This window comes from Kocuria salsicia (genome assembly GCF_007681555.1).
GTDB classification, from domain to species: Bacteria; Actinomycetota; Actinomycetes; order Actinomycetales; family Micrococcaceae; genus Kocuria; species Kocuria salsicia.
The window spans coordinates 85,526-105,890 of sequence record NZ_VELE01000010.1; the positions used below are offsets into that span (position 1 = coordinate 85,526).

Annotated in this window: 19 protein-coding genes and 1 riboswitch; of the genes, 11 read left to right on the forward strand and 8 right to left on the reverse strand. The window is 70.1% G+C overall.

The window, feature by feature from the left end:
• Positions 1 to 51 precede the first annotated feature (51 nt).
• Genes FS770_RS11915 through FS770_RS11925 form a run of 3 tightly spaced genes read right to left on the reverse strand, consistent with a single transcriptional unit; the run spans position 52 to position 2,713 of the window.
• Entirely contained in the window at positions 52 to 1,242 is a 1,191-nt protein-coding gene (locus tag FS770_RS11915; protein WP_145012107.1) for an acetyl-CoA C-acetyltransferase, read from the reverse strand.
• Positions 1,239 to 1,916 (reverse strand): CoA transferase subunit B, encoded by a 678-nt coding sequence (locus FS770_RS11920; protein WP_055084258.1) that lies wholly within the window; start codon positions 1,914 to 1,916, stop codon positions 1,239 to 1,241. The genes FS770_RS11915 and FS770_RS11920 overlap by 4 nt, the downstream gene beginning before the upstream one ends.
• Positions 1,913 to 2,713, reverse strand: a complete 801-nt coding sequence (locus FS770_RS11925) for a CoA transferase subunit A (protein WP_222126517.1) — start codon at positions 2,711 to 2,713, stop codon at positions 1,913 to 1,915. The genes FS770_RS11920 and FS770_RS11925 overlap by 4 nt, the downstream gene beginning before the upstream one ends.
• Before the next feature lie 170 nt (positions 2,714 to 2,883).
• Here FS770_RS11925 and FS770_RS11930 point away from each other — a divergent pair, with 170 nt between their 5' ends.
• A complete protein-coding gene (locus FS770_RS11930) occupies positions 2,884 to 3,717 on the forward strand; it encodes an IclR family transcriptional regulator (protein WP_145012109.1) in 834 nt (277 codons plus the stop codon).
• 52 nt (positions 3,718 to 3,769) lie between these two features.
• Here the strand turns inward: FS770_RS11930 and FS770_RS11935 are convergent, their stop codons facing one another.
• On the reverse strand, positions 3,770 to 4,522 hold the full coding sequence (locus FS770_RS11935) for a 3-hydroxybutyrate dehydrogenase (RefSeq protein ID WP_145012111.1): 753 nt from the start codon (positions 4,520 to 4,522) through the stop codon (positions 3,770 to 3,772).
• 88 nt (positions 4,523 to 4,610) lie between these two features.
• Positions 4,611 to 4,697, forward strand: a riboswitch (SAM riboswitch).
• A 14-nt stretch (positions 4,698 to 4,711) separates the two neighbouring features.
• Between FS770_RS11935 and FS770_RS11940 the strand changes: the two genes are divergently transcribed.
• From FS770_RS11940 to FS770_RS11970, 7 genes are all read left to right on the forward strand, one after another.
• The gene (locus FS770_RS11940) at positions 4,712 to 5,923 is read left to right on the forward strand and encodes a cobalamin-independent methionine synthase II family protein (RefSeq protein ID WP_145012114.1); all 1,212 of its coding nucleotides are present in this window, start codon (positions 4,712 to 4,714) and stop codon (positions 5,921 to 5,923) included.
• Between the two features lie 327 nt (positions 5,924 to 6,250).
• Positions 6,251 to 7,672 (forward strand): MFS transporter, encoded by a 1,422-nt coding sequence (locus FS770_RS11945; protein WP_145012117.1) that lies wholly within the window; start codon positions 6,251 to 6,253, stop codon positions 7,670 to 7,672.
• A gap of 197 nt (positions 7,673 to 7,869) precedes the next feature.
• Entirely contained in the window at positions 7,870 to 9,093 is a 1,224-nt protein-coding gene (locus FS770_RS11950; protein WP_126874227.1) for a thiolase family protein, read from the forward strand.
• A 7-nt stretch (positions 9,094 to 9,100) separates the two neighbouring features.
• The gene (locus FS770_RS11955) at positions 9,101 to 9,967 is read left to right on the forward strand and encodes an enoyl-CoA hydratase/isomerase family protein (protein WP_232300279.1); all 867 of its coding nucleotides are present in this window, start codon (positions 9,101 to 9,103) and stop codon (positions 9,965 to 9,967) included.
• Positions 9,964 to 10,830: a 3-hydroxyacyl-CoA dehydrogenase family protein gene (locus FS770_RS11960; protein ID WP_145012120.1), complete on the forward strand. Its 867-nt coding sequence runs from the start codon at positions 9,964 to 9,966 to the stop codon at positions 10,828 to 10,830. Before FS770_RS11955 ends, FS770_RS11960 begins: the two co-directional genes overlap by 4 nt.
• Positions 10,831 to 11,026: 196 nt before the next feature.
• Positions 11,027 to 11,821: a hypothetical protein gene (locus tag FS770_RS11965; RefSeq protein ID WP_145012123.1), complete on the forward strand. Its 795-nt coding sequence runs from the start codon at positions 11,027 to 11,029 to the stop codon at positions 11,819 to 11,821.
• 104 nt (positions 11,822 to 11,925) lie between these two features.
• Positions 11,926 to 12,381 (forward strand): hypothetical protein, encoded by a 456-nt coding sequence (locus FS770_RS11970; RefSeq protein WP_145012126.1) that lies wholly within the window; start codon positions 11,926 to 11,928, stop codon positions 12,379 to 12,381.
• 181 nt (positions 12,382 to 12,562) lie between these two features.
• Here the strand turns inward: FS770_RS11970 and FS770_RS14145 are convergent, their stop codons facing one another.
• The gene (locus FS770_RS14145; RefSeq protein ID WP_244944912.1) at positions 12,563 to 12,925 is read right to left on the reverse strand and encodes a hypothetical protein; all 363 of its coding nucleotides are present in this window, start codon (positions 12,923 to 12,925) and stop codon (positions 12,563 to 12,565) included.
• Between the two features lie 13 nt (positions 12,926 to 12,938).
• Here FS770_RS14145 and FS770_RS14150 point away from each other — a divergent pair, with 13 nt between their 5' ends.
• Positions 12,939 to 13,415, forward strand: coding sequence for a hypothetical protein (locus tag FS770_RS14150; protein ID WP_145012129.1), 477 nt, complete (start codon positions 12,939 to 12,941; stop codon positions 13,413 to 13,415).
• Positions 13,416 to 13,615: 200 nt separating this feature from the next.
• Here the strand turns inward: FS770_RS14150 and rraA are convergent, their stop codons facing one another.
• Together rraA and FS770_RS11990 are read right to left on the reverse strand one after the other, a co-directional pair.
• Positions 13,616 to 14,083, reverse strand: coding sequence for a ribonuclease E activity regulator RraA (rraA, locus tag FS770_RS11985; RefSeq protein ID WP_145012132.1), 468 nt, complete (start codon positions 14,081 to 14,083; stop codon positions 13,616 to 13,618).
• Positions 14,084 to 14,209: 126 nt separating this feature from the next.
• Entirely contained in the window at positions 14,210 to 15,682 is a 1,473-nt protein-coding gene (locus FS770_RS11990) for a helix-turn-helix domain-containing protein (RefSeq protein ID WP_145012188.1), read from the reverse strand.
• Between the two features lie 304 nt (positions 15,683 to 15,986).
• On the opposite strand from FS770_RS11990, the gene aceA reads away from it, so the two are divergent.
• Positions 15,987 to 17,273 carry an isocitrate lyase gene (gene aceA / locus FS770_RS11995; protein ID WP_012397296.1) on the forward strand — a complete coding sequence of 429 codons (1,287 nt, stop codon included), beginning with the start codon at positions 15,987 to 15,989 and terminating at the stop codon, positions 17,271 to 17,273.
• Positions 17,274 to 17,488: 215 nt separating this feature from the next.
• Here the strand turns inward: aceA and FS770_RS12000 are convergent, their stop codons facing one another.
• Positions 17,489 to 17,974, reverse strand: coding sequence for a hotdog fold thioesterase (locus FS770_RS12000; RefSeq protein WP_222126518.1), 486 nt, complete (start codon positions 17,972 to 17,974; stop codon positions 17,489 to 17,491).
• Positions 17,975 to 18,155: 181 nt separating this feature from the next.
• Between FS770_RS12000 and paaZ the strand changes: the two genes are divergently transcribed.
• Positions 18,156 to 20,270 (forward strand): phenylacetic acid degradation bifunctional protein PaaZ, encoded by a 2,115-nt coding sequence (gene paaZ / locus FS770_RS12005; protein WP_145012135.1) that lies wholly within the window; start codon positions 18,156 to 18,158, stop codon positions 20,268 to 20,270.
• The last annotated feature ends 95 nt before the right edge of the window (positions 20,271 to 20,365 follow it).

The following is a 20,365-nucleotide window of genomic DNA, read 5'->3' on the forward strand; positions in this document are numbered from 1 at the left end:
GCCGGCGAACCGGCTCCCCTCGTCACGGCGTGCTGGTGCTTGCTGGGTGGCTCAGCGGCTCAGCAGCAGGGCCTCGCCCTGGCCGCCGCCGCCGCACAGCGAGACGGCAGCCTTGCCGGAGCCGCGGCGGGCGAGCTCCATGGCCGCGTGCAGCGCGAGCCGTGCCCCGGAGGCACCGATGGGGTGGCCCAAGGCGATCGCTCCGCCGTGGATGTTGACCTTCTCCATGTCCACGCCGAGGTCCTTCACGGACTGCACGGACACCGCCGCGAAGGCCTCGTTGATCTCGATGAAGTCCAGCTCGGAGACGTCCCACCCGGAGCGGGACAGCGCGTGCTCGATCGCGTGCGAGGGCTGGGAGTGCAGGGACGTGTCCGGGCCGGCCACCTGGCCCGGACTGCCCACCACGGCGAGCCACTCCAGGCCGTGCTCCTGCGCGTAGCCGCGGGTGGTCAGTACCACTGCCGCGGCGCCGTCGGAGATGGGGGACGAGTTGCCCGCGGTGATCGTGCCGTCCTTGGTGAACGCGGGGCGCAGCTTGCCGAGCCCCTCCGCCGTGGAATCGGGACGGACGCCCTGGTCCTCCGCGACGGTCACGGGGTCACCCTTGCGCTGGGGGATCTCGATGGGTGCGATCTCCTCCGCGAACACGCCGTCCTGCTGGGCCTTGCCCGCGAGCTGGTGGCTGCGCGCCGCCACCTCGTCCTGCTCCTGGCGCCCGATGTGCCGTTCCGTGTTGCCCGTCTCCGTCAGCTCACCCATGGCCACGCCCAGCGCGGAGTCCACCAGGCCGTCGTGGGCCAGGGAATCGGCGAGGGTCATGTCCCCGTAGGACGTGCCCTTGCGGGCACCCAGAGCCAGGTGCGGCGCGTTGGTCATGGACTCCATGCCACCGGCCACCACCACGTCCGCCTCGCCCGCGCGAATCATCCGGGCAGCCTCCGTGACGGCCACCAGCCCGGAGAGGCACACCTTGTTGAGGCTCATGGCGGGCACGCTCATGGGCAGCCCGGCGGCCACGGCGGCCTGCTTCGCCGGGTTCTGCCCGTTGCCCGCCTGCACCACGTTGCCCATGTAGACGTAGTCCACGTCCTCCGGTGCCACCCCGGCGCGCTGCAGCGCGTGCTTGATGGCGTGGGCTCCCAGGTCGACGGCGCTCTGGGACGCGAGCGCCCCGAGCAGCTTTCCCTGCGGGGTGCGGGCCCCGTTGACGATCACGATGTCGTTGGCGTTCTCGGTCACTGTTCCTCCTGAACGGGTACGGAATCGGGGGTGACGTCCACCAGATCCACCCGGTAGTTCGCTTCGGTCTTCTCGGCCACTTCTGCTTCGCTCACCCCTGGGGCCAGGGTGCGCAGCACGAGTCCGGCGTCCTCGACGTCGAACACGCACAGGTCCGTGATGATGCGGTCCACCACGCCCACACCGGTGAGCGGGAGGTCGCACTCGTGCTTGAGCTTCGCGGAGCCGTCCTTGGCCACGTGCTCGGTGAGCACCAGCACGCGCGGCGTCCCGGCCACGAGGTCCATGGCGCCGCCCATGCCCTTGACCATCTTGCCGGGAATCATCCAGTTCGCCAGGTCTCCCGTCTCGGAGACCTGCATGGCGCCCAGGATCGCCATCTTCACGTGCCCGCCGCGGATCATCCCGAAGGACGTGGCGGAGTCGAAGATCGCCGCCCCCGGCTGCAGGGTGATGGTCTGCTTGCCCGCGTTGATGAGGTCCGGGTCCTCGTCCCCCTCGTACGGGAACGGGCCCATGCCCAGCACACCGTTCTCGGACTGCAGCACCACGCTCACCCCGGGCGGCAGGTTGTTCGCCACCAGGGTGGGGATGCCGATGCCCAGGTTCACGTAGTCGCCGTCGGCCAGTTCCGACGCCGCGATGGCCGCCATCTCGTCGCGCGTCCAGCTCATGCCGCGTCCCCTTCCGTGCGTCGGCCCGCGGTGGGCCGCCCTTCTGTCCCGCCGCCTGGCGAGCGCGGATCCTTCACCGAGGGCACGACGTCGCCCGCGGGCCTTGGCCGCGTGGTGCGCTGCTCGATCTCCTTGGGCGCCCCGGAGTACCGCACCACGTGCTGCACGTACACGCCGGGGGTCACGATGTGGTCCGGGTCCAGCTCGCCGGGAGCCAGCACCTCCTCGACCTCCGCGAACGTGACTCTCCCGGAGGCCGCGCACACCGGGTTGAAGTTGCGGGAGGTGCGCCGGTAGACCAGGTTGCCGTCCGTGTCCCCACGCCAGGCGTGCACGAGCGCCACGTCCGCCACGATCCCGCGCTCCTGCACGTAGGTGCGCCCGTCGAACTCGGCGGTGGGCTTGCCCTCCGCCACGGGGGTGCCCACCCCGGTGGCCGTGTAGAACGCGGGGATCCCTGCCCCACCGGCGCGCAGCCGCTCCGCGAGGGTGCCCTGCGGAGTGAACTCCACCTCCAGCTCGCCCTCCAGGAACTGGCGCGCGAACTCCCTGTTCTCCCCCACGTAGGAGGCGAGCACCGTGGAGACCTGCCGGTTCTCGAGCAGCAGCCCGAGACCCTTGCCGTCCACACCCATGTTGTTGGAGACCACGGTGAGGCCTTTGACGCCGCTGTCCCGCACCGCCTCGATGAGGTCCCGCGGAATGCCCGAGAGACCGAACCCTCCCACCGCGAGGGTCATGCCGTCCCGCAGCGTCTCGGCCAGCAGGCCGGTGACGTCGTCCCTGAGTTTGGACATGGCCGCCCTTTCCGGATTGTTCCGTGTGATCTGCCTCTCACCCTAGGAAGGGTTCACATCCTGGTCAAAGAAATCCGTGGTGCGTCGCGGAACGAGCCACATTCTGGAAAACTGGCGGTTGATCGTCCACATGGTGGACAAGCGGGACCTGGCGGGCAGAGGAGTCGGCGATGGCGGGAGCGGCGGAGCAGCCGGGCGGGGCGGAACTGGCGCCGTCGACCTCGTCGCGGGCCACGGCGACGTCGGGCACCCAGGTGGTTGGGCGGGTCGCCGCGGTGCTGCAGGCCGTGGCCGCCGCGGGAACGGCCCGCACCGCCGAGATCGCCCGCAGCACGGGACTCACCCGCCCCACCGCCCACCGCCTGCTCACCGCGCTGGCCCACGAGGGACTGCTCGACCGGGACGGGACCGGCTCCTGGGCGCTCGGCTTCGAGCTGACCCTCCTGGGGGCGGTGGCCGCGCAGCGCTACCCGGCGCAGGACCTCGCCACTCCGCACCTGCGGCGTCTCGCCGAGGCCACGGGCGAGTCCGCGTTCTTCTCAGCCCGCCGCGGGGACGAGGTGATCTGCCTCGAACGCGCCGAGGGCTCGTTCCCCGTCCGCTCGCACGTCCTGCACGAGGGCCTGCGACTGCCCCTGGGTGTGGCCTCAGCAGGTCTGGCAATCCTCGGCCACCTCCCGGACGAGCAGCTGGAGGCGGCGCTCGCCGCGACCCGCGAGCGCCGCAGTCAGCTCGGCCCCCAGCACGACGACGCCCACGTCCGTCATCTCGTGTCCCACGTTCGCGAGCACGGCTGGTCCCTGAACCCGGGGCGGATCGTGGAAGGCTCGTGGGGCATGGCCGCGGCGGTCTTCGACGCCTCCGGCCAGCCCCGCTACGCGCTGTCCCTCACGGGGATCGAGTCCCGCTTCCGCCCACCGCGGCAGCACCAGCTGGGCACCGCGCTGCTGGAGCAGGCCCACCGGCTCAGCACGGCACTGCGCACGGGCCGTGCGGCGTCGTAGTCCGTCCCGCGCTGCGTCCCGGACGGCCGTGGGCGACGGCGTCGTCACCCGCTCAGGAAGCCGTCCAGCCGCCGTCCATCGTGTAGGACGCACCGGTCATCATCCCCGCGGAGGGCCCGGCCAGGAAGGCGATCAGCTCGCCCACCTCCTCGGGCTCCACGAGCCGCTTGACCGCGGCCTCGGTGAGCATGATCTTCTCCACGACCTCCTCCTCCGCGATGCCATGGGCGGCCGCCTGGTCCGCGATCTGGCGGTCCACCAGCGGGGTGCGCACGTAGCTGGGGTTCACGCAGTTGCTCGTGACACCGTGCGCGGCACCCTCCAGCGCCACGGTCTTGGAGAGCCCCTCCAGGCCGTGCTTCGCGGCCACGTACGCGGACTTGAATTCGGACGCGCGCAGTCCGTGGACCGAGGAGACGTTGACCACCCGCCCCCAGCCCCGCTCGTACATGTGCGGCAGGGCTGCGCGAATCAGCAGGAACGGGGCCTCGAGCATGAGCATGAGGATCCGGTGGAAGTCTGCGGGGTCGAAGTCCTGGATGGGCGCCACCTTCTGGATCCCGGCGTTGTTGACGAGCACGTCCACGTCCAGGGTGAGCTCGGCGAGCGCGGCGGTGTCCGTGAGGTCCACGACCCACGCCTCACCGGCCACCTCGCCCGCGAGGCACTTTGCGGCGGCGGAGTCGATGTCCGCGACCACCACGTGGGCGCCGTCGCGTGCCAGGGCGCGGACCGCCGCGGCACCGATGCCGCTCGCACCACCCGTCACGATTGCCTTCTTGCCGTCAAGGGGTGCTGGGGACATGCTCTGGCTCCTTCGCCGTCGGGTCGTGCGCCCCACGATAGACGCCATGATTCGCCCGTCCCCCTCCATGTGCTGTTGGATGGAGGGGCAACCATCCAGAGCGGCCGAGAGATCTGGCTCGTCGAAGCCGCAGCAACCGGGGCGCGCCCGGTGCTAATGCCAGAACCGATGGAAAGGACGCACCACCCCATGCCCCACAACACCGACCGCTTCCAGACCACGCACGTGGGCTCCCTGCCCCGCACGCCCGAGCTGCTGGAGGCCAACAACCGTTTCCAGGCGGGCGAGATCGACCTCTCCCAGCTGGGCGAGGCGCTCGACGAGGGCGTGACGGAGATCGTGCGCACCCAGCGCGAGATCGGCATCGACATCGTCAACGACGGCGAGTACGGTCACACCACGTCCGGCGCCGTGGACTACGGGGCCTGGTGGAACTACTCGTTCCACCGCCTGGGCGGGCTGACCCCCACGGACGAGGACCGCTGGAACGACGCGGAGAAGCACCGTTCCAGCCCGGGACACATCGTGCTCACGAGCTTCCCCGACCGCCGCGACCGGGAGCGCTTCCGGGACGCCTACGAGGACCCCACAGCGGGCGTGCTCGCGCACCGCAACACGGTCTCCCAGCCCAAGATCACGGGCCCGCTGACCTACACGGGCCAGGAGGCGGTGGCCGGGGACATCCGCCGCGTGAAGGACGCGATGGCCCTGAACGGTGCCACGCAGGGCTTCGTCGCCGCGCTGTCCCCCGGCTCCTGCGCACGCGTGAAGAACGAGTACTACGCCACGGACGAGGAACTGGTCTACGCGTGCGCGGAGGTGATGCGCGAGGAGTACAAGGCCATCGTGGACGCCGGACTGACCGTGCAGATCGACGACCCCTCGATCGCCGAGTCCTGGGACCAGATCAACCCGGAGCCCACGGTGGAGGACTACCTGGACTTCACCCGGCTGCGCGTCGAGGCCCTGAACTACGCCCTGCGCGACCTGCCGCAGGAGCAGATCCGCTTCCACCTCTGCTGGGGCTCGTGGCACGGGCCCCACACCACGGACCTGGAGCTGAAGTACCTCGTGGACCTCATGCTCACCATCAACGCGCAGGGCTACAGCTTCGAGGCGTCCAGCCCCCGTCACGGCCACGAGTGGAAGGTCTGGGAAGAGCACCCGCTGCCCGAGGGCAAGGTGGTCTACCCCGGCATGGTCTCCCACTCGACCAACGGCGTGGAGCACCCGGAGCTCGTGGCGCAGCGCATCGAGCAGTACGCCTCCGTGGTGGGCCGCGAGAACGTCATCGCCTCCACGGACTGCGGGTTGGGCGGGCGGCTGCACCCGCAGATCGCGCTCGCGAAGCTCGGCTCGCTCGTGGAGGGCGCGCGGATCGCCTCGCAGCGCCTCTTCTGAACGACCAGCCCCCCTCCAGAGCCGAGGACGACGCCGCACGCGCCGTTCCGCGGGCCCGGCACCTCCACGGAGTGCCGGGCCCGCGGTGCATGGTGACCCCGCCCTGCCGGGACGTCGCGGGCGTGGCCGTGCCGGTGCGCGGAGGGGACGTGCCGCCAGGGAAGCCTCGCGACGACGCCGTAACATATACGATTTTATACACGACATGCGTGACCGGGCTCACACGCATGCGTACACTGCCGTTTCAAGACCAATCGGTCGGTTATTGCATTCAGGCCCCTGCCTCTGGCACCACGGACGCCCGTCCGAAGATTCTGGAGATCCACCATGGCATCAACCACCACAGCGCCCGCGCAGGGCCACACCATGAGCCGCGAGGAGCGCAAGGTCCTCGCGGGCACGCTCGTGGGCACCACCATCGAGTGGTACGACTTCTTCATCTATGCCCAGGCCGCCGCGTTCATCCTGGCCGCGCACTTCTTCAACCCGCTCGGGGCGGAGAACGCGCAGCTCGCGCAGGTTGTCTCGTGGGCCTCCCTGGGCATCAGCTTCCTGTTCCGCCCACTGGGCGCGATCGTGGCGGGGCACATCGGCGACCGCTTCGGCCGCAAGGTCACGCTTGTGATGACCCTGTTCGGCATGGGCGCGGCCACCACGTTGATCGGCCTGCTGCCCACCTACGAGAAGATCGGCATTGCCGCTCCGATCCTGCTGGTGCTGCTGCGCATCCTGCAGGGCTTCTCCGCCGGCGGTGAGTGGGGCGGCGCGGCCCTGATGTCCGTGGAGCACGCCCCCGTGAACAAGCGCGGACTCTTCGGCGCGTACCCGCAGATCGGCGTGCCGATCGGCATGCTCATGGCCACCCTGTTCATGTTCGGCCTGAGCACGGGGCTGACGCCCCAGCAGTTCGAGTCCTGGGGTTGGCGCGTGCCGTTCCTGTTCTCCATCGTGCTGATCTTCGTGGGCTGGCTCATCCGCCGCTCGGTGGACGAGTCCCCGGTGTTCCTGGAGATGCAGCAGCGCGCCAAAGAGTCCTCCGCGCCCCTCGGCCAGCTCTTCCGCAAGAACCCCCGCGAGGTCCTGCTCGCCGCGCTGATCTTCGCCGGCAACAACGCCGCGGGCTACCTGGTGATCGCGTTCTTCGCCTCCTACGGCACGAAGGTCCTGCACATGTCCCGGCCGGAGACCCTGGTCGCCTCCCTGGTGGGCGGCATCGGCTGGCTGATCTTCACCATGCTGGGCGGCTGGATGTCGGACAAGGTGGGACGCAGGCGCACATTCATGATCGGCTACGGCATCATCATTGTGTGGGCCATCCCCATGTGGTGGCTGCTCAACACGGCGTCCCTGCCGCTGTTCGCCCTGGCGATCTTCGTGCTGACCATCGGCCTGGGCCCGTCCTACGGACCGCAGTCGGCCATGTACGCGGAGATGTTCCCGGCCCGCGTGCGCTACTCGGGCGTCTCGATCGGCTACGCGCTGGGCTCGATCATCGGCGGTGCGTTCGCGCCCATGATCGCCGAGCTGCTGCTCGCCCGCACCGGCCAGGCGTGGACCATCGGCGTCTACATCTCGCTGCTGTCCCTGGTGTCGTTCATCGCGGTGTGCTTCGTGAAGAAGTCGGACCAGGGCAAGGACCTGCACGTGGCGGAGGTGCACCAGGAGTACGTCCAGGCGCACCCCGGGGAGAGCGTCCCCGCCGTCGCCGGCGAGCCGGAGACCACCTCCGCACGCCGCCCCCGGCACTGACGCGCCCCTGCGTCCACCGTCCCGCGGCCCTCGACGGAGGGCCGCGGGACGCCACCCGAGAACCGGCCCGGCATCCCCACGGATGCCGGGCCTTCCCGTCTCCCCCGAGCGGGCGTCACCGATTGACGTGGCTCACACGATCGGGGAACCTGAGCAGTGAACGATCGGTCAGTAATCCTTTCCAACTAGGAGTTGCCATGTCCTCTCTGCCGCAAGCCTTCCTCGTCGGGGGCGCCCGGACACCCGTGGGCCGCTACGGCGGCGCGCTGTCCTCGGTCCGCCCGGACGACATGGCCGCCCTGTGCATCCGCTCCGTGGTGGAGGACGCCGGGATCGACCCCGCGCTGGTGGACGAGGTGATCCTGGGCAACGCGAACGGCGCGGGCGAGGAGAACCGCAACGTGGCCCGCATGGCGTGGCTGCTCAACGGCTACCCGGACACCGTTCCCGGCATCACGGTCAACAGGCTCTGCGCCTCCGGGATGTCCGCGATCACGATCGCCTCCCAGATGGTGAAGTCCGGTGCCGCGGAGATCGTGGTGGCCGGCGGTGTGGAGTCCATGTCCCGCGCGCCGTGGGTCATGGCCAAGCCGACCACCGCCTTCGCCAAGCCCGGGGACGCGTTCGACACCTCGATCGGCTGGCGCTTCACCAACCCCGCCTTCCTGGACGGGCCGCTGTCCCGGGACGGCAAGATGACCTACTCCATGCCGGAGACCGCGGAGGAGGTCGCGCGCGTGGACGGCATCACGCGCGAGGACGCGGACGCCTTCGCCGCGCAGTCCCACGAGAAGGCGCTGGCAGCGATCCGCGCCGGGCACTTCGAGAAGGAGATCGTCCCTGTGGAGGTCAAGGGCCGCAAGGGCGCGGTCACCGTGGTGGACACGGACGAGGGCCCCCGCGAGGGCTCCACCACCGAGGTGCTCGCCAAGCTGCGCCCGGTGGTCGCGGGCGGCTCCGTGGTCACCGCGGGCAACTCCTCCTCCCTCAACGACGGCGCCTCGGCCGTGATCGTGGCGAGCGAGCGGGCCGTGACCAAGTACGGTCTCACCGCCCGTGCGCGCGTGGTGGACGGCGCCTCAGCCGGTCTCGCCCCGGAGATCATGGGCCTCGGCCCGGTCCCGGCCTCGCAGAAAGTGCTGGAGCGGGCCGGGTGGAACGTGGGCGACCTCGGTTCGGTGGAGATCAACGAGGCCTTCGCCACCCAGTCCCTCGGCTCCATCCGCCGTCTCGGCCTGGACCCGGAGATCGTGAACCGGGACGGCGGCGCGATCGCCCTGGGGCACCCGCTCGGCTCGTCCGGCTCGCGCATCGTGATCACGCTGATGGGTCGTATGGAGCGCGAGCGCACCGCCAAGGGCCTGGCCACCATGTGCATCGGCGTGGGCCAGGGCGCGGCTCTGCTCGTGGAGCGGGTGTGATCCGGCCGTGACGGACACGAACCCCAGCCACGACGACGCCGCCCGCGACCCGCGCGCGGACGGCGCCGCCGCGCCGTCGTTCCCCGAGAACGGGCGGACGCCCACCTGGGCCGCGGACTTCTCGGCCCTGCGCGTCACCGAGCGCCCGGACCGGCTGCACGTGGCCCTGGACCGCCCGGACGTGCGCAACGCCATCGACGAGGTCATGGTGGACGAGCTGCACACGGTGTGCGGGCACCTGGAGCGCGAGCCGAAGATCATGGTGCTCAGCGGCACCGAGGTGAAGGGCAAGGGGATCTTCGCCTCCGGGGCGGACATCGCCCAGCTGCGCGAGCGGCGCCGCGAGGACGCCCTGCGCGGGGTGAACTCGCAGATCTTCGACCGGATCGCCAAGCTGCCCATGCCCGTCGTTACCGCCCTGGACGGCTACGCCCTGGGCGGTGGCGCGGAGCTCGCGTGGGCCGCGGACTTCCGCATCGGCACGCCCCGCCTGAAGGTGGGCCAGCCCGAGACCGGGCTCGGCATCATCGCCGCGGCCGGTGCGCTGTGGCGGCTCAAGGAGCTCGCCGGTGAGGCCCTGGCCAAGGACATCCTGATGGCCGGGCGCATCCTCTCCGCGCAGGAGGCCCTGGAGGCCCGGCTGATCACGGAGATCCACGAGCCCTCCGAGCTGCTGGCGGCCGCGGACGCTCTCGCGGACCGGATCGCCGCACAGGATCCGCTGGCCGTGCGGATCTCCAAGCGGGTCTTCGCCATGCCGCGCGAGGCCCACCCCCACGTGGACGAGCTTGCGCAGGCCGTCCTGTTCGAGTCCCAGGCCAAGTTCGACCGCATGCAGGCGTTCCTGGACCGCAAGAAGGAGCACAAGAAATGACCGAGAGCACCACGTCAACCGTCCCCTCCACCGTGGGCGTGCTGGGCGGGGGCCGCATGGGCGCGGGAATCGCCCACGCGTTCCTGATCTCCGGCGCGCACGTGACCGTGGTGGAGGTGGACGCCCAGGCCGCGGAGGCCGCGAAGGAGCGCGTGGAGTCGGACCTCGCCAAGTCCCTGGAGCGCGGGAAGATCGACGGCAACCTGGACGTGTGGGCCGAGAACTTCGCGGTCAGCGTGGACTACGCGGACTTTGCGAACTGCGAGCTGGTGGTCGAGGCCGTCCCGGAGATCTGGGACCTCAAGGTCTCCTCCCTCCGGGAGGTCGAGGCGAACCTGTCCGAGGGCGCCTGGCTCGCCACGAACACGTCCTCGCTGTCCGTGGACGGGCTCGCCGCGCAGCTGCAGCGCCCGGAGCGCTTCTGCGGCATGCACTTCTTCAACCCGGTGCCCGCCTCCAAGCTCGTGGAGATCGTGATCGGCGAGCGCACGGGGCAGGAGCTGCGGGACCTCACTCTGCAGTGGGTCGCGGGGCTCGGCAAGACCCCCGTGACCGTCAAGGACGCCCCCGGGTTCGCCTCGTCCCGCCTGGGCGTGGCCCTGGGCCTGGAGGCCATTCGCATGGTCGAGGAGGGTGTGGCCTCCGCCGAGGACATCGACAACGCCATGGTGCTCGGCTACAAGCACCCTGTGGGTCCGCTGGCGCTCACGGACATTGTGGGACTGGACGTCCGCCTGGGCATCGCCGAGTACCTGGAGAAGGAGCTTGGACCCCGCTTCACGCCCCCACAGCTCATGCGGGACATGGTGGAGCGCGGCGAGCTGGGCAAGAAGTCCGGAAGGGGTTTTTATGACTATTCATAGAGTTGCCGCTCGACGCTGACCGCATGACAGCTGGTCGGCACAGGTTTCCCCCGACGGCCCGCCACCCAGAACCCCCGGGTGGCGGGCCGTCGTCCATCACAATTCGATCACAGGGGGTTGCACTAGCAAACGGCTCCCGTGAAGTGTGGGGCGTGTTGCAGAGCACAGACGGCTCCCACATCGAGAGGTGATCGAGATGCAGTCCAAGAAGACCCTGACCCTGACCGCCGCGGCCGTGGCCGCCCCGCTGCTGGTGGGGTGCGCACAGAGCGCTCAGCCCTCCCAGACTGCCGAGGCCGGCGAGACGACGGCACAGACGCGGCAGACGGCGAGCACGGCCGCATCGGCCCAGAGCTCGCAGGCACCCGCGACAGGCTCGAGTGCGGTGAGCACCGCGGACCCGGCGGCCACGACCACCGGTGAGGCCAGCACGCAGGCTGCCGCCGGCGAGGGCACCACGCTGCCGGAGGTGACGGACCCGCTGGCCGGCACGGAGGCCGAGACCTCGAGGATCCCGGTGGAGCACCCTAAGTACGGCGATCTCGAGATCGTCACGTACCTCCACGTCACCTCGGGCGGCGCGGCCCCGTCCGAGGGCGTCCCGAGCTACGCCGTGTACCAGAACGGCCACGCGGTGGGCTACGTCGCCTCCCCGGAGGGCACCAAGGCGGTCAACTTCTCCGACCGCAAGGCACTGGCCGGACAGACGTGGGAGGTCGGCAAGGAACACCCCGTGGACCGGTACGGCAACGTCTACATCTCCTACGACACCGGCGTGACCGTGCTGACGCCCACCGAGATGGGCTTCGACTCCCAGGGCACCATGCCTCCGGCCAAGGACGCGAAGTTCCCGTTCTCCCACGCGGGCCTGAAGCTCGACGCCGCAGGGTTGCCCACGGTGGTGCAGAAGGTCGTGGACAAGGACGGCACCGAGACCGGCAGGACCGTGAACTGGACGTGGGAGAACACCACGTTCGTCCAGGAGAAGTGAACGACATGCGTTCCACCCGAACGCCGCCCCTGACCACTGCCCTTGTGGCGCCCCCCTGCTCGCGGTCTGCGGGCAGGGCAGGCAGACCGCCGGAGTACGGGCCCATGGAGGTGGTGACCTGCACGCTGACCACCACCCCGGACACCGCACCGCAGGGCAAGCGGGCCAGCTATGCCGTCCACCAGAACGGCAACCCGGTGGGCTCCGTGTCCTTCCCCGAGAGCTCCTCGGTGATCACCTTCGGCAACGGCCCGGCCATCGGGGACCAGCTCTGGGAGGTGGACCAGAAGAACCCCGTGGACAGGTACGGCAACGTGCACTTCCCCTCCAACTCGGGCGTCACGGTCATCAGCCCCTCAGGCGGGGGCTTCGACTCCCACGGCACCTTGCCGGGAGCCGAGGACCCGCAGCACCCCTTCCAGAACGCGGACGTGAGGATCGCCTCCTCCGGTGAGCCGACGGTCGTCCAGCACGTCAGGGACAAGAACGACAGCAATGCGGACACCGGAGAGACCGTGGACTGGACCTGGGATAGCTCGAAGTTCGCGGCCCGCAAGTAGGTCACGGTCCCACCGCACGGTCCCACGAGGGCGGCCCCGCTGCGGCGGAGCCGCCCTCGTGCGTGCCTGGCCATCCTGGTGCGGGCCTGACCGCCCGGCAGAAGACTGGGGTCGCGGTTCGATCACACCTGGTTGCAATCGCAAATGCGATGGGGGGGGGAGGGTGGATGCCTTGGTGATCTCAGAGATCTCCCCCAACCGACGAGGTGAACGAGATGTGCTCCACGAAGACCAAGACCCTGACCGCCGCTGTTCTGGCTGTCCCGCTGCTCGTGGGTTGCGCGCAGAGCGCCGAGCCCTCGCAGGCCGCCGACGCCGCGTCGTCGCCCGCCGCGAGCACGGCCCCGGCGGCGAGCAGCACCCCGAGTACGGCGCCGAGCACCCAGGCGGCGCCCCCCGACGAGAGCGCGGAGACCCCGGCCACGGAGCCGACTGCGACTGCAGAGACCACCACGCCGCCACCGGAGCCTTCCAGTTCAGCACCCGCCGTCCACTCCACGCTCCCCGCGGTGGAGGACCCCTGTGCGGGGGTCTGCACGGCCACGGGACGGTTCCAGATGAATCACCCCGCCTACGGCCCCATGGAGATCGTGTCCCACGAACGGATCGTGCACCCGGAGACCGCTCCCCAGGGCAAGCAGCCCAGCTTCGCCGTCTATCAGGGGAACGAGCCCGTGCGCTACGAGGTGAACGTGGACGCCGGGGACCTGGTCTCGTTCGGACCGGCCCCCGTGATCGGGGACCAGGTGTGGGACGTGGCCGGGAGCAGCCCCGTGGACAGGTACGGGAACCTCTACCTGAGCAGCAGCCGCGGCGTCACCGTCATTTCCCCCGCCGACGAGGGCTACTCGTCCAACGGAACCATTCCCGAGGCCAACCTGATCCCGCCGTACCCGTCCGATCCGGCCGGGCTGCGGATCGAAGCCTCCGGCGAACCGACCATCCTGGTCAAGGAGGTCGCCCCGGGCGGCGCCCCAACGGGCAAGACCCTGGAGTACACCTGGGACGGTTCCACCTTCGTGCCGAGCACGTAGGCACGCAGGAAAGTAGCTGACACGACGCCGTGCGGGCAACGGTGAAGGGCGCGACCCCGAGGGGTCGCGCCCTTCACGTCCGATACCTGTGTGTTCTGGTGCTCGTGCGCTCGACCGGCCGTGAACCGGACCTCCAGCGGTTCGGCCACCCGGCGTCAGCCGTGCGGCCACGGAGCTGTCCTCATGGGGCCGTGCCGGACTCAGCGCTCCACGAGGATCCCGTCCTCGTCCGCCCACAGGGTCTTGCCCGGACGGAAGGTGACACCTCCGAAGTTGAGGATCACGTCCGTCTCGCCGAAGTCGTTGGGCGAGGACTTGCGGGGGTTGGTGCCCAGGGCCTTCACGCCGATCTGCAGGGTTCCGAGCTCCACGCGATCGCGCACCGGGGCGTTGATGACGAGCCCCGCCCAGCCGTTCTCCATGGCGGTGCGGGCCACGTTGTCGCCGAGCAGCGCGCAGTTCATGGAGCCCTGCCCGTCCACCACCAGCACGGCACCGTCACCGGGGGTGGCCACGAGCTTCTTGACGTCCACGTTGGACTCGAAGCAGCGCACGGTGCGGATGGGGCCGGCGAACTGGTGGGCGCCTCCCACCGAGATGAACTGGGTGGTCACGGACTGCAGCTCGTCGCCGCGCTCGTCGTAGAGGTCGCACGTGGAGATGGACATGGCACTGGCCTTTCGTCGCGGACAAGGGGGCCGCGCGGCGTCGTCGTCGGGTGGGCGGCGCACTGCGGAAGCTCGCCCCGCGCCGCGAGAACGACAACCTACGCAGCAGTAGGAACGTGACGGACGTTACGCGAGGTCCGCATCGAGTTCAACGGCCGGCGCGTGGCGCTGCAGGAAGCGGTACACCTCGGTCTCGTCCACCCCGGGGAACGCGCCGGCGGGCATTGCGGCGAGCATGTGGGTGGCCGGGCGCGCGGAGGGCCACGCCTGTCCGTCCCACAGCTCCGAGAGCGCGGGCGAGGGCTGCTGGCAGCACGCCGGGTCCGGGCAGGTGGAGGTGCGCCGGTAGTTCGTGGCCCGGCCCCGGAACCACTTGACGTGCTCGTAGGGAACCCCGAAGGAGATTGAGAACTCGCCGTGCTCGGAGCCCTCCACGCGGGCGGAGCACCAGAACGTGCCGTGCGGGGTGTCCGTGTACTGGAAGTGCGAGAGCAGCCGGTTGGTCCCGGAGAAGGCCTGGCGCGCGGAGAAAAAACGGCACGCCCGCTGACCCTCCACCGCCCCGCTGTGGTCGGTGGGGAACTGGAGGCCGTCGTTCTGCCAGGCCTTGTGGATGATCCCGGAGGAGTGCACCTTCTCGAAGTGCGTGGGGATCTCGAAATGGTGGGTCATCAGGTTGGTCATGCGGTGCGCGGCCGTCTCGTGGGAGACCGCGAACGCGTCCCGGAGGTCGTCCACGGACAGCTCCCGTTGGGACTTGGCCCGGGCCAGGAGGTCCACCGCCGAGGCCTCGGGAACCATCAGCGCGGCGGCGAAGTAGTTGGTCTCCACCCGCTGCTCCAGGAACTCGCCGTAGCTTGCGGGCCGTCCGTGCCCCAGCAGGTGGTGGCCCACCGCCTGCAGCAGCACGGACCACGGGGATCCGCCGGCCGTGCTGGCGGGCAGGTAGAAGCGCCGGTTGCGCAGGTCCGTGACGGAGCGCGTGGAGTGCGGCAGGTCCGGGACCTGGTGGATCTCGAAGCCCACGTGCTCCACCAGCCGGGAGATGTGGTGCTCGGACAGCGGCCCGCCGGTGTGCCGGATGGCGGCGAGCAGCTCCGCGGCCATGGTCTCGATCCGCTCGAAGTAGTTGTTCACGCTCTGCATCCGCGCCCGCAGCTGGGTGTTGGCGCGCCGGGCCTCCTCCGGGGTGGCGGCCTGCTCCTCGAGCCGCTGACCGAGCTGCTGCTGCAGTGCGGCGAGCGCCTCGAGGGTCTCGGTGCTCGTCCCCGGCCCCACCCGCACCGTGGGCAGCCCGAGCGCGGAGTACATGGGCCCGCGCTGGACCCGCTCCACCTGGATCTCCAGTTCCATGCGCCGAGAGGGCGCCTTGGAGCCCAGCAGCTGCTCCACCCCCATGTCCAGGGCCGCAGCGATCGCGGACAGCGCGCTGAGCTTGGGCTCGCGCTTGCCGTTCTCGATCAGTGACAGCGCGGACGGCGCCATTCCCGCGGTGCGCGCCAATTCCTCCAGCGTGATTCGCAGGCGCTTGCGGCGGTAGCGGATGCGCCGGCCCAGCACGATCGGGTCCGCCGGGTCCCCCGACTCCTCGGGCGGCACCTCGGAGGACGACGACGCCGCGCGGCCACCTCGGGTGCCCGCCCTCCCGTGTCCCGCGGGAGCGGTGCGCTCGGTCGTGGAATGGGTGGGAGCGGCGTCGACGGTGCGACGGTGCCTGCGGGGTCCTGTGTCCAGGGTCATAGTCCGAGTTTAGGCAGATTTTTCTCAAACGTGAAGAAATTCAATTCTTCATCCGAAAAACCTCTATGCGAGGGTGCAGATCGCGGCAAAAGTGGAACACATCAAGTTACCCGTGCGGAGCTTCCACCGAGGCCGCCGGCTCGAACGATCAAAGGAGACCGAGATGAGCAACGAGAACAGCAACCTCCGCAGCGCCGCTGAACTGGCCCGTGACTGGGAGGAGAACCCGCGCTGGGCGGGTGTGACCCGTGACTACGCGCCCGAGGAGGTCCTGCGTCTGCAGGGCTCCTTTCGAGAAGAGCACACCAACGCCCGCCGCGGGGCGGAGCGCCTCTGGTACCTGCTCAACTCGGAGGATTACATCAATGCTCTGGGCGCTCTGACGGGCAACCAGGCGGTCCAGCAGGTCAAGGCGGGCCTGAAGGCCATCTACCTCTCCGGCTGGCAGGTGGCCGGTGACGCCAACCTGGCGGGCCAGACCTACCCGGACCAGTCCCTCTACCCGGCGAACTCGGTTCCCCAGGTGGTGCGCCGGATCAACAACGCGCTCAAGCGTGCGGACCAGATCGAGCACGCCGAGGACGTCCACACCGTGGAGAACTGGATGGCGCCGATCGTCGCGGACGCGGAGGCCGGCTTCGGCGGACCGCTCAACGCGTTCGAGCTCATGAAGTCCATGATCGACGCCGGTGCGGCGGGCGTGCACTGGGAGGACCAGCTGGCCTCCGAGAAGAAGTGCGGCCACCTGGGCGGCAAGGTGCTGATCCCCACCCAGCAGCACATCCGCACCCTCAACGCGGCCCGCCTCGCGGCGGACGTGGAGGACGTGCCCAGCATCATCATCGCCCGCACGGATGCCGAGGCGGCCACCCTGATCACCTCGGACATCGACGAGCAGGACGCCGAGTTCATCACCGGCGAGCGCACCGCGGAGGGTTTCTACAAGGTCCGCAACGGCATCGAGCCCTGCATCGCCCGAGCCAAGGCGTACGCGCCGTACTCCGACCTCATCTGGATGGAGACCGGCACCCCGGACCTCGAACTCGCCAAGCAGTTCGCGGAGGCCGTGCACGAGGAGTTCCCGGACCAGATGCTGGCGTACAACTGCTCGCCGTCCTTCAACTGGAAGAAGCACCTGGACGACGACACCATCGCCAAGTTCCAGCGCGAGCTGGCCGCCATGGGCTTCCGCTTCCAGTTCATCACCCTGGCGGGCTTCCACGCCCTGAACTACTCGATGTTCGACCTGGCACACGGCTACGCCCGCAACCAGATGAGCGCCTACGTGGAACTCCAGGAGCGGGAGTTCGCCGCCGAGGAGCGCGGCTACACCGCCACCAAGCACCAGCGCGAGGTGGGCACCGGCTACTTCGACCTGGTCTCGCAGGTGGTCAACCCGAACTCCTCGACCATCGCCCTCAAGGGCTCCACCGAAAGCGCCCAGTTCTGACCCGCCCCGCGCGGCAGCGCTGACACAGATTCGCGGAGGCCGGTGCACGGTCACCGAGGCCAAAGTACTCCGGGCACCCGGCCTCCGCGTTCACCTCATCCGCGGGTGATGGAGGGGTCTGCTCAGACCTCTGGCGGACACAGAACCGCCCCGGCACCGCACCATGACGCGGCCGCCGGGGCGGTTCTTCCGTGCGCGGGGCACGCCTGCCGCGGCTACTGCGAGGGGGCGTCCTTGAGGTAGTTGGTGATCCGCACCGTGCACAGCCGGCGGCCGGTGTCGATGTGGGTGATGACCACCTCGTGGCTCGTCATGGTGCGGCCCAGGCGGATGGCCGTGGCCACGCCGCGCACCCGGCCGCTCGTGGCGGAGGCATGGTGGGTGGCATTGATGTCCACGCCCACGGCCACCTTGCCCATCGTGGAGCCGTGGATCACGGCGGCCCACGATCCGAGCATCTCGCCCAGCGCCACGGAGGCGCCGCCGTGCAGCAGCCCGAGGGACTGCCGGTTGCCCTCCACGGGCATGGTGGCGACGAGGCGCTCGGCGGAACGCTCTTCCACCTCCACGCCCATCTTGCGGTCCAGCTCGCCCAGCTCGAGGTTCAGGGCGTCGAAGGGCTTGCCCTTCTGCTCGTCGGACGACGCCGCGCGCCGCCGGTTCTCCACGCGTGCGTCCGCGGGGGTCGGGTCCTCGTGCATGTTCACTCCTCGTGGTGGTGGCACGACGCCGCCCGCGCGCCCGCGCGGGGAAGGTGCCGCAGCGCCGTCGGGCCCGGTGGAGCGGGACGAACGGCCATGGTGACTCTGTGTGACCTAGGTTATCCTGGTCCAAATACTGACCGATCGTTCGGCTACCGCCTCGACACCCGGAGGACCCAGCGTGAGCACCCAGACCCAGGCGCCCGAGACCAGCGCCCCGCAGATCCTGCCCAGCTTCGTGAGGGGCCAGTGGTGGCGCCCGGACGACCCGCAGAAGGTCACGGACGTGAAGGACGCCGCCACCGGCGAGCTGGTGGCCCGCGTGAGCACGGACGGCCTCGACACCGCCGGGGCCGTGGAGTACGCCCGCACCGTGGGCCAGGCCTCGCTGGGGCAGTTGCGCATCCACGACCGCGCGCTGATCCTCAAGCAGCTCGCGCAGCACCTCGGGGAGCACAAGGGGCAGCTGTACGAGCTCTCCTACGCGACCGGCTCCACCGCGAAGGACCACCTGATCGACGTCGACGGCGGCATCGGCACCCTGTTCACGTTCTCGTCCAAGGGCCGCCGCGAGCTGCCCAATGCCAACGTGATCGTGGACGGCGCCGTGGAGCAGCTCTCCCGGGACGGCTCGTTCCTGGGCGAGCACGTCTACACCCGCCTGCCTGGCGTGGCCGTGCAGATCAACGCGTTCAACTTCCCCGTGTGGGGCATGCTCGAGAAGTTTGCGCCCGCGTTCATCGCCGGGGTACCCACCATCGTGAAGCCCGCAACCCCCACCGGCTACGTCACCGAGGCGTGCGTGCGGCTCATGCTGGACTCCGGGCTGCTGCCCGAGGGATCCCTGCAGCTGGTCTCCGGCTCCGCCGGGGACCTGCTCGACCACCTGGACGCCCGCGACCACGTGGCGTTCACGGGGTCGGCAGCCACGGCCCGCTCACTGCGCGGCCACACCAACGTGGCGGAGAACGGTGTGCGCTTCACCGCGGAGACCGACTCCCTGAACGCCGCGGTCATGGCCCCGGACGTCACCGAGGACTCCCCCGAGTTCGAGGCGTTCGTGAAGTCCGTGGTCCTGGAGATCACCGCCAAGGCCGGGCAGAAGTGCACCGCGATCCGCCGAGTGGTCGTGCCGGAGCAGGTCAAGGCCGCCGTGGTCACGGCGATCCGCAAGCGGGTGGCCCAGCGCGCCGTCGTCGGGGACCCGCGGGACGCCGCCACCACGGTGGGCCCGCTCGCGTCCGAGGACCAGTACCTCGAGGTGCTGCGCTCCGTGCGCACCCTGGTCGACGCCGGTGCCACCGTGGAGCTGGGCGGACCCGAGGAGCTCTCCTCCGTACCCCAGCACGGCGCGTTCTTCCCCGTCACCGTGCTCTCGTTCGACGACGCACGCACCCCCGTCGTGCACGAGGTCGAGGCGTTCGGCCCGGTCACCTCCGTGCTCGGTTACTCGGGGGACGTCGCGGACGCCGTGCAGATCGCTGCGATGGGTGGCGGCTCCCTGGTGGCCACCGTGTGCACCCACTCCCCCGAGCTCGCGGCACAGTTCGCCTCCGGGATCGGCGCGTACCACGGGCGCGTGCTCTTCCTGGACCGCGACGACGCCAAGACCTCCACGGGCCACGGCTCGCCCGTGCCGCACCTGGTCCACGGCGGCCCCGGCCGCGCAGGCGGCGGCGAGGAGCTGGGCGGCGTGCGTGCGGTCAAGCACTACATGCAGCGCACCGCTGTGCAGGGCTCCCCGGACCTGCTGACCGGCATCACCGGCCAGTGGCACTGGGGCGCGAGCGCCAACACGGTGACCCGCGAGGACGTGGCGGACGGCACCGGCGAGCACCCGTTCCGCAAGTCGCTGGAGACGCTGCGGATCGGCGACCAGTTCGTCTCGGACCTGCGCACCGTGACGCTCGAGGACATCCTGGAGTTCGCGGAGAAGACCGGGGACACGTTCTACGCGCACACGGACGAGGAGGCCGCCACGGCCAACCCGTTCTTCCCGCGCCGCGTGGCCCACGGCTACCTGCTGGTCTCCTGGGCCGCAGGGCTGTTCGTGGAGCCCGCACCCGGGCCCGTTCTCGCCAACTACGGGCTGGAGAACCTGCGGTTCATCACCCCCGTGACGTATGATGACGCCATCCGGGTCACCCTGACTGCCAAGAAGATCACCCCGCGCGTGACGGACGAGTACGGCGAGGTCGCGTGGGACGCCCGCCTGACCAACCAGAACGACGAGATCGTGGCCACCTACGACGTCCTGACGCTGGTGGCCAAGCGGTGGCCGGTGCCGGAGGCGTGAGTCCCCGCCCGTTCGGGGGTGCCGGCAGCACGGTCTGACGGCGGTGCTGTCTGACGGCGACCTGAACCTCCGGAGCCCCGTGGCACGACGTCGTG

Excerpts from the sequence above, each read along its gene's own strand:
- FS770_RS14150 (WP_145012129.1), top strand. The coding sequence starts at position 12,939 with ATGAATCACCCCGCCTACGGCCCCATGGAGATCGTGTCCCACGAACGG.
- FS770_RS11960 (WP_145012120.1), top strand. The coding sequence starts at position 9,964 with ATGACCGAGAGCACCACGTCAACCGTCCCCTCCACCGTGGGCGTGCTG.
- FS770_RS11950 (WP_126874227.1), top strand. The coding sequence starts at position 7,870 with ATGTCCTCTCTGCCGCAAGCCTTCCTCGTCGGGGGCGCCCGGACACCC.
- rraA (WP_145012132.1), bottom strand. The coding sequence starts at position 14,083 with ATGTCCATCTCCACGTGCGACCTCTACGACGAGCGCGGCGACGAGCTG.
- FS770_RS11965 (WP_145012123.1), top strand. The coding sequence starts at position 11,027 with ATGCAGTCCAAGAAGACCCTGACCCTGACCGCCGCGGCCGTGGCCGCC.
- aceA (WP_012397296.1), top strand. The coding sequence starts at position 15,987 with ATGAGCAACGAGAACAGCAACCTCCGCAGCGCCGCTGAACTGGCCCGT.
- FS770_RS11945 (WP_145012117.1), top strand. The coding sequence starts at position 6,251 with ATGGCATCAACCACCACAGCGCCCGCGCAGGGCCACACCATGAGCCGC.
- FS770_RS11940 (WP_145012114.1), top strand. The coding sequence starts at position 4,712 with ATGCCCCACAACACCGACCGCTTCCAGACCACGCACGTGGGCTCCCTG.
- FS770_RS11930 (WP_145012109.1), top strand. The coding sequence starts at position 2,884 with ATGGCGGGAGCGGCGGAGCAGCCGGGCGGGGCGGAACTGGCGCCGTCG.
- FS770_RS12000 (WP_222126518.1), bottom strand. The coding sequence starts at position 17,974 with ATGCACGAGGACCCGACCCCCGCGGACGCACGCGTGGAGAACCGGCGG.
- FS770_RS11970 (WP_145012126.1), top strand. The coding sequence starts at position 11,926 with ATGGAGGTGGTGACCTGCACGCTGACCACCACCCCGGACACCGCACCG.
- FS770_RS11935 (WP_145012111.1), bottom strand. The coding sequence starts at position 4,522 with ATGTCCCCAGCACCCCTTGACGGCAAGAAGGCAATCGTGACGGGTGGT.
- FS770_RS11920 (WP_055084258.1), bottom strand. The coding sequence starts at position 1,916 with ATGAGCTGGACGCGCGACGAGATGGCGGCCATCGCGGCGTCGGAACTG.
- FS770_RS11925 (WP_222126517.1), bottom strand. The coding sequence starts at position 2,713 with ATGTCCAAACTCAGGGACGACGTCACCGGCCTGCTGGCCGAGACGCTG.